The sequence below is a fragment of the Streptomyces sp. NPDC007162 genome, assembly GCF_040634175.1.
In the GTDB taxonomy this organism is placed as follows: domain Bacteria; phylum Actinomycetota; class Actinomycetes; order Streptomycetales; family Streptomycetaceae; genus Streptomyces.
The window spans coordinates 1-11,394 of sequence record NZ_JBEYFC010000284.1; the positions used below are offsets into that span (position 1 = coordinate 1).

At 64.2% G+C, this 11,394-nt stretch carries 12 protein-coding genes and 1 pseudogene; 4 read left to right on the forward strand and 9 right to left on the reverse strand.

The window, feature by feature from the left end:
• Positions 1-246: 246 nt before the first annotated feature.
• From ABZ646_RS28250 to ABZ646_RS28265, 4 genes are read right to left on the reverse strand one after another with little or no spacing between them, the layout of a single operon-like run.
• Entirely contained in the window at positions 247-627 is a 381-nt protein-coding gene (locus ABZ646_RS28250) for a nuclear transport factor 2 family protein (RefSeq protein ID WP_360524629.1), read from the reverse strand.
• 35 nt (positions 628-662) lie between these two features.
• Positions 663-1,073, reverse strand: a complete 411-nt coding sequence (locus ABZ646_RS28255) for a nuclear transport factor 2 family protein (protein ID WP_360524632.1) — start codon at positions 1,071-1,073, stop codon at positions 663-665.
• Between the two features lie 2 nt (positions 1,074-1,075).
• Positions 1,076-1,882 (reverse strand): MBL fold metallo-hydrolase, encoded by an 807-nt coding sequence (locus ABZ646_RS28260; protein WP_360524635.1) that lies wholly within the window; start codon positions 1,880-1,882, stop codon positions 1,076-1,078.
• Positions 1,879-2,283 carry a hypothetical protein gene (locus tag ABZ646_RS28265; RefSeq protein ID WP_360524638.1) on the reverse strand — a complete coding sequence of 135 codons (405 nt, stop codon included), beginning with the start codon at positions 2,281-2,283 and terminating at the stop codon, positions 1,879-1,881. Before ABZ646_RS28265 ends, ABZ646_RS28260 begins: the two co-directional genes overlap by 4 nt.
• A 125-nt stretch (positions 2,284-2,408) precedes the next feature.
• Here ABZ646_RS28265 and ABZ646_RS28270 point away from each other — a divergent pair, with 125 nt between their 5' ends.
• The gene (locus ABZ646_RS28270) at positions 2,409-2,846 is read left to right on the forward strand and encodes a MarR family transcriptional regulator (protein WP_360524641.1); all 438 of its coding nucleotides are present in this window, start codon (positions 2,409-2,411) and stop codon (positions 2,844-2,846) included.
• 507 nt (positions 2,847-3,353) lie between these two features.
• Here the strand turns inward: ABZ646_RS28270 and ABZ646_RS28275 are convergent.
• Complete coding sequence (locus ABZ646_RS28275) at positions 3,354-4,307, reverse strand: nuclear transport factor 2 family protein (protein WP_360524644.1); 954 nt, start codon at positions 4,305-4,307, stop codon at positions 3,354-3,356.
• A gap of 190 nt (positions 4,308-4,497) precedes the next feature.
• On the opposite strand from ABZ646_RS28275, the pseudogene ABZ646_RS28280 reads away from it, so the two are divergent.
• From ABZ646_RS28280 to ABZ646_RS28290, 3 genes and pseudogenes are all read left to right on the forward strand, one after another.
• A pseudogene (locus tag ABZ646_RS28280) lies at positions 4,498-4,623 on the forward strand (aldo/keto reductase); the annotation flags it as partial.
• Positions 4,624-5,148: 525 nt separating this feature from the next.
• Positions 5,149-5,505 (forward strand): hypothetical protein, encoded by a 357-nt coding sequence (locus ABZ646_RS28285; RefSeq protein WP_360524647.1) that lies wholly within the window; start codon positions 5,149-5,151, stop codon positions 5,503-5,505.
• Between the two features lie 150 nt (positions 5,506-5,655).
• Positions 5,656-8,229, forward strand: coding sequence for an NB-ARC domain-containing protein (locus tag ABZ646_RS28290; RefSeq protein WP_360524650.1), 2,574 nt, complete (start codon positions 5,656-5,658; stop codon positions 8,227-8,229).
• 49 nt (positions 8,230-8,278) lie between these two features.
• Here the strand turns inward: ABZ646_RS28290 and ABZ646_RS28295 are convergent, their stop codons facing one another.
• From ABZ646_RS28295 to ABZ646_RS28310, 4 genes are all read right to left on the reverse strand, one after another.
• Complete coding sequence (locus tag ABZ646_RS28295; protein WP_319337612.1) at positions 8,279-9,028, reverse strand: hypothetical protein; 750 nt, start codon at positions 9,026-9,028, stop codon at positions 8,279-8,281.
• A 13-nt stretch (positions 9,029-9,041) separates the two neighbouring features.
• The gene (locus ABZ646_RS28300) at positions 9,042-9,926 is read right to left on the reverse strand and encodes a DNA-processing protein DprA (RefSeq protein WP_319337609.1); all 885 of its coding nucleotides are present in this window, start codon (positions 9,924-9,926) and stop codon (positions 9,042-9,044) included.
• A gap of 89 nt (positions 9,927-10,015) precedes the next feature.
• Complete coding sequence (locus ABZ646_RS28305; RefSeq protein WP_360524654.1) at positions 10,016-10,390, reverse strand: hypothetical protein; 375 nt, start codon at positions 10,388-10,390, stop codon at positions 10,016-10,018.
• Positions 10,391-10,530: 140 nt separating this feature from the next.
• Positions 10,531-10,983: a hypothetical protein gene (locus ABZ646_RS28310; RefSeq protein WP_319337605.1), complete on the reverse strand. Its 453-nt coding sequence runs from the start codon at positions 10,981-10,983 to the stop codon at positions 10,531-10,533.
• Positions 10,984-11,394 lie beyond the last annotated feature (411 nt).

An 11,394-nucleotide genomic window follows, 5' to 3' on the forward strand; every position in this document is an offset into this window, starting at 1 on the left:
CCCGCGGAGGCTTGGCCGGTGGCGGCCTGGGCGGGGGTGACGGAGGCAGCGGCGACACCGAGACCGAGAGCGGCGCCCGCTCCGGTGGCAAGCAGGCGGCGTCGACTGGGAAGGCTGTTCATGGTGGGGGAGCCTTTCTGTCCGTTCTGTTCTGTTCTGTTCGGTTGTCTGTGTGGTGCGGCTGGACCACGGCAGCAGAGCAGCACGGCGCCCGGGTACGGCACGGGTGCCGTGCTGCTTGTGGGGTCAGAACATGGTGTTGTTGTTGGCGCTCTTCTCGGGCACCTCCTGGATCACGTCCCAGTGCTCGACGATCTTTCCGTCGGCGACGCGCCAGAAGTCCGCGACGGCCATGCCCCGGTCGCCGGGCTTGAGGTGCAGGTTGCTGTGGGTGACCACCAGGTCCCCTTCGGCGATCACGCGCTTGATGTCCAGGCGCAGGTCGGGGAACTGCCCGCGCAGCCAGTGCACATAGCCGACGAAGGCACCCGGGCCGTCCTGCGCCTCGGGGTTGTGCTGGGTGTAGCTCTCGCCGAGGTGTGCGGCGGCGGCCGCCTCGGGCTGGTAGTCGTTGAATGCCTGCTCGTAGAAGGCAATCACGAGTGCCTTGTTGTCCGCAGCGGACATGTCTGTCTCCTGCCTCGCGGTGGGTGCGGTACGACTCAGTCGTTCATGGCCTCGCGGACGAGGGCGGTGTCGACGAACTGTTCGAAGCGGACGATGAGTCCGCCCCGTACGACGAAGTGGTGGGCGACGCGGACGTCGATCGGCTTGCCCGTGGCCTTGTTGGTCGCGGTGTAGCGGGCGAGGACGACGACGTTCTCGCCGTCGACGACGTAGGTGTCGTCGTGGGCGGCCCAGCCGTCCCACTCCTTGCCGAGCTGCTCCATGACGTTGGCGGTGACGCCGTCGGGGGTGCGGTAGGTGCCGGCGAGGGGGAAGCCGGCCATCTCGGTCCACTCCACGTCGGGGGCGAGGGTGGCGCGCAGGGCGTCCAGGTCGCCGGCGGCGGAGGCGAGGTACTGGCGGCGGACGACGTCGGCGGGCGCGGTGGAGGTGGCGAACTCGCTCATGGTCAGCCCCACTTCATCTCGCCCTTGGCGACCTTCGAGCCGATCTGGGCGGCGATGAGCATGCCGTTGTCGGGGTAGCGCTTGACGAGGGCGTCGTTCAGCGCGGCGCCGTCGGCGGCCTTGCCGAGCTCCTCCTCGAAGGCGACCAGGTAGTCGCGGGTGGCGGTGATGGCGGAGGCGTCGGCCGCGGCGCCGGGGAGGCGGTGGCCGGGGACGACCAGTTCCGGGTCGAGGGCGGCCATCTCGTCGAGCAGGTCGATCCAGGCGGCGCGGTCGCCGGGGGTCGCGGTGTCGGCGACCCAGACGTGCTCCTGCTGGAAGAGCAGGACACCGCCGAGCAGGGCGCGGTGCTCGGCCTGCCAGAGGTAGTGGCGGTCGGGCAGGCCGGCGGGGCCGCCCTTGAGCTCGAAGCGGTGGCCTTCCAGGGTGAGGTCGCCGGTCAGCGGCTCGAGGTCGACCAGGCGGGTGGGGAGGTTGGGGCCGAGCGCCGCCCAGGCCTTGAGCTTGCCCTGGTAGGAGTGCTTGATGTGCTCGATGACGATCGGGGTGGCGACGAACTTCGCCTCGGGGAAGGCGTCGGCGATCACCTCGGCGCCGAAGTAGAAGTCGGGGTCGCCGTGCGAGACGAAGACGGTGGTCAGTGTCTTGCCGGAGTCGAGGATCTCGGCGGCCAGGCGGTGGCCGTCGGCGCGGGTGAAGGCGGCGTCGACGAGGAGGGCCTCGCTCTCGCCGGTGACGAGGGTGGCCGTCTTGTTCTTGCTGCCGGCCGGGAAGTCCAGGTCGAGGACCTTGAAGGAGAGAGTGCTCATGCGTGCTTCCTCGGGTGAAGGGTGGTGGTCGGGGAAATCGCCTCGCGGCGAGGTGTACGACGTGAACCGGGTCGAGGCGGGCAGCCCGTGTCGAGCAGGGGCGCGGCCTTGGGGGCCCGGCAGGTCGATCGGGTGGAGGCTGAGGACGTGGGGTCGGACGAGTTGGCGCCGTGTACATCGCCGATGCAGGGGCTGAGGCGGGCCTTGTGAGGGTCGAGGGCAGCGCGGTCGCTCATGAACTGGCCGAGGCCGAGCGGGTTCGTGGTGGCGTGGTCGAAGATGCCCTTGCGGCCGGCGGGTGGAGCGACGTCCGTGCGGGCGCGATGGTCAGACAGGCCGGACGGGAGGACGCCGCCCAGGGGAGCCACGGCGCCGAAGGCGGCCAGGACGCGCTTTCCCATGGGGCGAACTCCACATCTGCGGGGTGGACACGGCGACGTATCTGCCGACGCAGACAATATATCTGCTAGAGCAGATATTGCAATGACAGATTCTTCCGCTCGCGTCCTTCTGTCATCCTTGAGGAGTGAACGAGCAACTGCTGAATGACGACGACGTGACGCTTTTCGGTCTTTTCGTGGAGGCCCACAGCCGTATCAAACCTCTGGTGAACCGCGATCTCGACATACCGCACACCTGGTTCGAAGTGCTGCTGCGACTGGGCCGTACCCCCGGCCACCAGCTCCGCATGACGGACCTGGCAGAGGCCGTGTCCTTCAGCTCGGGCGGCTTCACCCGGCTCGCGGACCGCATGGAAAAGGAAGGACTCATCCGCCGCGACCCCGATCCTGCCGACCGACGAGCCGCACTCGCCGTACTGACCGACAAGGGCGGTCAGGCGCTCGACCACGCACTGACCGCCCACGTCTCCCACCTGCGCAACCACCTCGCCGCACCACTCTCAGCCGAGGACCGTCGCCACCTCGAGCGCATCCTGCGCACGCTCCGCGACGCGAACGCGTAAGTTCCTGCCCTTGATCCGGCATCACCGTCGCGGGCTTCGGACGCCGCCAGAGCCTGCCCCTGGCGCCCCATGACGGTCGCCGGTTCATCAGGCGTTGTTGATCCCTGGCCGTGAGGTGTGGTCGTGGACGGTGCGGGCGGAGCGGTCGAGGGCGGCTGTGTACCGCTCGGACCGTTGCCGGGTGCGGGCGTGCCGTCAGCGACGGCGTCTCGGAACGGCGTTACGGAAACGCCGTGGCCGAACGCCTCGCGAAAACCTCGCGCTGATCGAGGGCTGCGTCCAGGCCCAGACCCAGGCCTCACCGACACCCCCGACCGCGAGGTCACCCGTTCCTGCGCCCGCACCGCGTCCTGGACCCCACCGCACCCGACACCCGCCCCGAGACGGCGGCCGGCCGGCCGGGTCAGCGACGCCCGGGAGGCGGCCGACGGCACCCGCACCCGGGCGGTGTCAGCCACCGTGCACGTCGACGGACCGGCACACCGCTGACGGGCGGGGCCCCGGTCTCTAGAACATGCCGTTGCCGTTGGCCGAGGTCTCCGGGACGTTCTGGATGATGTCCCAGTGCTCGACGATCTTGCCGTTCCGCACCCGGAACAGGTCCAGGATCGCCGCGCCCCGGTCTCCCGGATAGTTGACGTAGTGGCTGTGGACGGCCACCAGGTCGCCCTCGGCGACGATCCGCTTCGGGGTGACCGTCAGTTGCGGTGCCGAGGCGAAGTAACCGCCGAGGCCGGTCTTCGCGGCGGGCACGCCGTTCAGCATCTGCGTGTTGTGCTGGAGGTAGCCGGGGTCCCAGTAGCGGTCGAGGGCACTCAGGTCCTTGTGGACCATGAGCTCGTCGAAGGCCTTGGTGACCAGTGCCTTGTTGGCCTGCGTGAGCCGGTGGTCCAGGGGCTGCGAGACCTGCGGTGAACTCAGCGTGGAGAACATGTCGTTGCCGCTGGCCGTGGTGTCCGGCACGTTCTGGATCACGTCCCAGTGCTCGGCGATCTTGCCGCCCTGGAAGCGGAAGATGTCGATGACGGACGCTCCCTTGGTGCCCGGGACCAGCACCACGTTCGAGTGGAGCAGCACGAGGTCACCCTCGGAGATGGCTCGCTTGACGTTGTACCGCGCGTCGGGGAACTGCTGGTGGATCGAGGTGGCCAGGGCCTTGAGACCCGCCGCCCCGTCCGCCGCGGTCGGGTTGTGCTGGATGTAGTCCGGCCATACGAAGCGGTCGACGACCGCGGTGTCCCCGTGCTCGAACACTCTCTTGACGACGGTGATGGCGACGGCCTTCTGGTAGCCGAAGCGGGCGAGGTCGCCGTAGCCGTCCTGGCCGTGCGCCGTGTGTCCGGCGGCCGGGCCGTGCGGGGCCGCCGCGGCGGGTACGGCGGCCGCGCCCAGGACCGCGGCGGCGGCGAGGAAGGCGACGACGGCTCTGCGGGCGGGGGTGGTGGGGGCAGTAGAGGGCATGGTGCGCTCCAAACGTCTCATGTGTCGAAACCAGGTAGCTTGAAGTTTCAAACTCTGCATCGGCAGATAATCACCGCGGGGCGTCCATGTCAACCGCCTTTGCCGCCCCTTGCCGTTCCCTGGCCCTCCTCCCCGCTCCCACCTGGAGCGCACCGGAAGCCGTGGGCCACGCGGTCATGAAGTACACGCAGCTCGAACGCACATGAACGCGGCGCGGGACACCGGCATCGACTTCTTCCACAACGCCCACGTGTACGGCCGGGGCGAGAGGAAGGGCCGTACCGAGGAGATCACCGGCAACTGGTGCGCCAAGGGCAAGATCAAGAAATGACTGGAGACACTCGCGAGCCGCCCCAGCACCACCCGGAGAACAACGAGCAGTACAAAAAAGCAGGGCCCCGACCGTGAGATACCTCACCGCCGGGGCCTGCCACGTCCTCGACCGGGCCGCAGCCCGTCACCACAACGAGGAACGGGCCTGGCCTCACCGTGACTTTCGTCACTGGTGAAGACCCGTTCCGTCGGTTCTTCTCTGTGGGGAACCGACGGAATGCGCTGACCAGGGGCACGATCGGAGTGTCAGAGATCGTTTCCCACGTCGATGGTGAGCAATTCCCACGGCGCTGGTGGGTACGGGCGTGGCCCAGGACCCAGCTGTCCGCCAGGGTTCTGTGTAAGGGCTGGCCCTTGTCGTTCGTCTACGGCCGTCCGGGTCTTCTTCTGTGTGATGCCGAGCTCGGCGCAGGCTTGGCACCAGTCCCGGAAACGGTAGGTAGGGCTGTTGTCGGTCAGGGCCTGTTCGGTGCTCACCCCGCGGGCCAGCGAACCAGACGACCGCAAGGTGCAGGACGTCGACGGCCGTGGCGGTCCTCTCGTCATCGCGGATCTCGGCGTAGGCAACGCGGGAGTGGTCGTCGACGACGGTGTGGACGGATGCGATACCCCGCAGTGGCCCGTGGCATATTCTGCGGGCCCCGTCGAGTGTTGCGGCACGGCTGTTGCCAGTTTGGACGCGTTCGACGTAGCACCATCCGGCGCCGTGGGGCACGTTCTCGATCTTCCTGACATCGATGTGAAGCATGGCGCGGAGGTGATCGTGTTTGTTGCGGCGCGCGGGCTCACCGGTGACGTGGTCAATGTGGGACAGCCGGTTGGTGCACTGGCGACCGAGCCGCAGCGGCGCATAGCACGCTGCTGAAGCTCCCGCCTCTCGGATGCTGAGCCGAACCATCAGACGCATCTAACGGTCCGTATGCGTACTTAACAGGCGTCCACTAGGCAGAACCGCTCCAGTCGGCATGACACGCGCGGCCCGCGACCCTAATCTTGAGTCCCACTACCTGCCGAGATGGGGGAAATCATGGGTCTCAGCGCAACCCGCCTAACCTGCTTCGCTCTGCTTTCTGCACTCGAGGAAGACCTCAGGCTCCGTATCGAGTTTGCGATGTACGGCGTACCGGCAGAACAAGTGCTTGGCACGGAGCGCGCAGAAGAGGCTCTAAAGCGTTTCTCAAGAGATCAAGGAAGCTCTTCTTCTCCCAGCCTCCCGGACCTGCTTCCGTACGTCGACTTCGCCGATTCCTACCAGATCCTAAACTCTGCCAGCCGAAACCTTGAACAACGGGAAGCAGATTTCATTCGCGAGAACACTCCCCTTCTCCAAAAACTCGTCCCTGTAAGAAACCGCGTCGCACACACACGCCCCCTAGATTTTGATGACCTGCCCACAGCCTTGGACGTAGTAAAGCATTTTTCGCAAGCTTCTCAAATTGACACCCCAAGATGCGATCAGGTACTCGCAGAATTGGACAGGGACCCATCTTTTGTTCTGGGCCTAGAGATTCGATTCCCGGACGTTTCCCTCGATTCCGGAACTCGCCATAATCTCCCTATACCCGACTTTGATGAGACCGGGTTTATTGGCCGGCGATCAGTCGCACGATCTCTGATCAGAACCATCCGAGGTCCTTATCCGGTCATTAGTCTCGTAGGTGACGGAGGAATCGGCAAGACCTCGCTAGCCCTCAAAGCTGCCTACGAGATTCTTGACTCACCAGACAATCCCTTCGACGCCGTAGTGTGGACGACCGCAAGGAACGCGCTCCTTACTGCGGGGGAGATCAAGCGAATCCAGGGAGCCGTAAAAGATTCGTTGGGCATGCTGAGGTTGGCTGCCGAAGAACTTGGCGGCAAGCCTGCGACTAATGACCCTATGGAAGAAGTGCTCGAGTACATGCAGCACTTTAGAGTGCTGCTGATTCTCGACAATCTCGAAACGGTGCTGGACGCTAAGCTTCGCGAGTTCCTCAGAGAGCTCCCGAATGGAAGCAAAGTGCTTATCACCAGCCGGATCGGCATCGGTGCTCTAGAGAACCCGATCCGTGTTGAGCCGCTTGAAAAAGGAGAGGCGATCAATCTCCTCCGATCCCTGGCAAAAATCCGCAGCGTTAATGCCCTGCAAAATCTTAGTCCAGCCACAGTAGATAGCATCATTGACCGAACATCAGCGCACCCCCTGTACATCAAATGGTTTGTTTCAGTAGTCCAATCTGGCCGACGACCTGAGGACGCTTTGAAAAGCGGGCTACTTCTGGATTACTGCATGTCCAACGTCTACGACTACATCTCCGAAACGGGAAGACTAGTCCTCCGCTCCCTGCAAACTCTTGCAGGTACGCACAATCAGGCTGAACTCGCCTACCTGAATGAGCTTGATGTCAAACCTCTTCAGACAGCAATCCTTGAGCTAATCACGACTAATTTTGTACTGATGCGTACCGCGTCCGCCGGAAATGCGGTAGTGACAGAGTATGAACTGAGCGAATTCGCACTGAGCTATCTAGAAAAGCATCACCCCGTAAGCGAAGAGGAGCAGCGCTGGCTACGGGAGCGAAATGCCGGATTGTTCGCCTACGGGGAACAGATCACCCTAAAGTCTAAGCTTGACCGTTACGATGCGAACTCGCTCGATGTTCGCGGAGCAAAAGACTTTAGTGTTGCAGCCAAGCTACTCGAAGCTTTGAGCCTCATCTATCGCAGCGAACTAGCCATAGCTATTGAGATTATTACAGATGCCCAAGAGCTCGCCCCTGACTATCACGAATGCTACAGAATCGAGGCCCTGGCGCGCACCGCTGGACACAACCTACACGGAGCAAACGCCGCATTCGAGAAAGCCCTTGAACTCAACTCAGAGAGCTCTGCACTGAACTGGTTTTACGCCAGATTTCTTATCAAAGACTTCGGCCAGCCGCAAGTCGGGCTGAAGTTTCTCCAAAAAGCAGCGAGCCTCGACCCCGGAAGCTCGACCATCAGGATTGAAATCGCAAAAACACATCAGCAGCTCGGGAATGACGAACGAGCCCGTGAGGCCTGTCTGTCACTCCTGAACAGTCCCGAGACTGCGCTGGAAATCAAGTCACGAGTGCTTGAAATCTATGTGAAGTCAGCTATGTCCGCAGCAGGAAGGTTGTACGGCCTCGGCGATTACGCTGGCTGCCTGGAGCTCCTGGAAGGGCTGAAGGAAGTACTCGAAAGCCTCCAAGGCGTCACCGCCGACGACTTGGTCCGGGATCGTGTGAACTATGCAAGGAGCCTGTCTCGAGGGATTGGCATCAAAACTTCGGACAATTACCTGAAGCAAGCTTCGACTCTCATCAACGTATCACTGGCGCGTTGGTTGGGTGTGAGCTCCAACGAAGGCAACGATCGGGCGTACGGAACCGTTAAGACAGTTCAAATGGAGAGGGGATTCGGTTTCGCAAAACCCGCGGACGGCGGGAGCGACATCTTCTTCCACGCAACCGACTTCCGCCCCATGGAAGAGTTTTCGCAGGTTCGCATCGGGTCTGAGATCTCCTACCGGAAGATCATGAAATCTGGAAAATGGCGGGCTGTTGAGGTGTGGCTCGTCGAGCGATGAGAAATGCTCACCAGCAGGTGATGGCTGAGCCGGGATGCAGCGATCGGACTCAGCCGTGGTGCCAAGGCCGGAGTGCGCACGTGTCCCAGGAAAACCGACGTAACCGCGCCTGTTCGACAAGCGTGGCCGTGTCACCGTACGAGGTGTTCAGGTGCCGTCCGAGGACGACGACCGCCACGCCTCCCGCACCCGCTGCCTTCAGCGCTGCAGATGCGGACTGAACGTGATTGCCACTGGTCCATGTGTCGTCGATGACCAGGACGTTCTCACCCCAGAGCGCTGCCGAGGTATAGCGCGAGCGAGACGGGTTCCGGCCCAGAACGGCCGCGTCCGGGGCCGGTGCGAGCAGGTCGCGGTACCGATCGCGGGTGACCTCCACCATCTCGGCGGTAATGGTGCGCAGGGGGTGGTTCTCGCGACCGCTCGTGCTGGGTGCCGTCGTGACGATGTCGAAGCCGGGTACGGCGCAGTGAGCCGCAACGCAGCCTTCGTGGAGGGCCAGGAAGCGCCACAGAACGGCTGCCAAGCCTGTACGGAAGTACATCTGCTGCGGGCCGGCAGCGTTCTTGTAGCGCCACAATTCGTTGGCGTACTGCTCACCCTTGAGGGCCAGGCTTACCGGAACAACTACGTCGGCGACTCCTGCGCCGAGGACGTTGCCGGTCTGCTGGCACTGTCTGCAACTTGGGTAGCCGACGTTCGCGGTACCGCGGCAGATCTGGCAGACACCCGGGCCGGACATCAGGGGATGGACGAGGAAGTTGGCGTACCGGTCGGACAGTCCGACGACTGTTGTCACCCGAGGCCGCCGACTACGCCCAGGTCAGCTCGCCCGTGGTGGGGACGAGAGAATCGAGGACGCCGAAGACGTCGTCCGCAGTGTCGATGACGCTCGTGTTCGGCCTGGTGGCGTACTCCCGCGCCCATTCGTGAGTCATGAGAGAACGCATCAGGAAGACGCGGCGACCGTGCTCCAGGGCGAGGCGGGCCTGCATCCGAGCGCCGCTTCGATAGGCCGCCTCGACCACCACCGTGGCCAGGCTGTATCCGCTCATTACGGCGTTGCGCATGGGGAAGGACGCCTTCGAGGGAGGCGCGTCCGGCCAGAACTGGGAAATGACCAGCCCCCTCTCAGCGATCTCCTGTTGCAGACGAGCATTCGGCGCAGGGTACGAGCGGCGTAGGCCGGTACCAATGACAGCGACGGTTCGGCCTCCGACAGCAAGAGCCGTTCCATGGGCGGCGGTGTCGATTCCGGCAGCCAGTCCGCTGACTACCGTGACGCCACGCTCGGCGAGCCCGCCCGCGATGGCCCGAGCATGGTCGATGCCCTCAGGTGTGGGATTGCGGGTGCCGACGACCGCGACCCGCAGGTCTTCCTCGACGTGGGTGCCACGCAGGAACAGGAAGGGAGGGCGCTGGTGGACCAGCCTCAGACACAGCGGATAGTCCTCGTCCAGAATCGTCACCAGCCGCATGCCCTCGCGGTCCCAGGCAGCGATCTCTGCGGCGATCGACTCCAGATCCACGGCTGGCGCGGTGTCGAAGAGGGCAGCCTGCCCGGAGGCGTCGAGGGCACTTTCCAGGACATCACGGGCGCTGCCGACGGTCTCGACCTGGTCGGTCAGCTCCGGCCAGGGGCGATCCCCGCGCCGCAACAACGCGACGAGCGCGGCTCGCTCCAGCTCCTGGTCCATGCCACAAGTATAAGAACAGGCCACCTGAGCGGTACGGGAACGGAGGGACCAGTCCCGTAAAGACTCCCGCAGAGCACCAGCACCTGGGATCACCTTTTGATCCGCCGCGCAGCCGCACCGGTGATCTCCTCAGGGCTGTAGGTACGCAGCAGCCCGTTCAACGAGCACTCCAGCTGCGCTCGGCGTGTGGTCCGTTCACGAGCGAGCGCCTGGGCGATCGCCTCCCGCAGGTACTCCTCCGGGGTCTTCCCCTCCGCCGAGGCGCCCGCCTGGATCCGCTCATAGGTCTCGTCGCTCATGGGGATGCTCATCAGGTACTTGCCGTCCGACCCCGGAAAGAGACTGCAGAGCACGTCGATCGGAAGTGCGTCCTCCAGCCGTTTCCAGATCTTGCGCATCGCCCGCCCTTCGTTCTTGGCCGAGACGAGGACCACGAGCCGTCTGCGGTCGTCGGCTGCTGCCAAAGGGAGGCAGCTCTCCTGTTGAGCGGCCCTTAGCTCAAGGGTGTCCACGGAGCGGGTCAGGGTGATCTCAATGGCATGCAAAGTCACTGCTTGTCCTCCTGCTGCGGTGAGTTGAGAACGAGAACTGCGGCCTCGGTCGGTCACTGGAGCGAGATCTCTCCGTCGGGCAGCCACCCCTCCCAGTAGCCATCCATGAAGTCGAGCAGCTCAGCGGGATCGACCACCGCGCCGGCTGACCGCAATTCGGCCGTTGTCCACCAGCAGGCCTCCGGTGCGAGTGCGAAGCGGACGGATGGCGGCCAGCTTTCCGCCACAGAGCGGACTACGAGGACGTACTGGACCCCGTGTGATGCGTCCCTGCAGGCGAGCCGGCCAATGAGCGGCGAGATACGCAGTGGCGGGAGGTGCGCGACCTTCCGCAGATGGCGAGTTGCCGACCGACGGCAAGTCTCACCGGAGCGCACGGGGACCGTCGGCAGGGTCCAGCAGTTCTCCTCGTCGGGTCCGTACGGGATCAGGAGGAGCATGCGCTTCGAGGAGTCGATGACGACGGGGCGTACTACGTCGTAGCCATCCAGGTGGGCATCGTTCATGCTCCAACGCTTCCATGTTGTTATTCGAATAACACCATGGAAGCGTCCTGACGGGTGACATGCCACCGGCCGGGATGGAGGAAACGACGACAGACTTCGGTCCCTCACACTGGTGGTCCGCCCTCAAGCCACGGTTCGGCAGAGCGCTACCTGTCACAGGATTCGCGACGTGAGTAGCGTGAAGAAGACCGCGCAGAAGCGTCGCCCACCGCGCCGCACGCTGACTGGACCGGTGGTTCAACCGATCCCCGGGGAGTCGCTGACCAGCTGGGTGGGTGAGCTGGCCCGTCAATCTCGGCGACGGGTGAAAACTACTGACCGCTGAACGGCGGATCAACGGTGACCCACCTCGCGATCGTCTGATCATCCTGATCTTCATTGAGGGGTCAGGAGGAGAGGGTGATTTCCGTG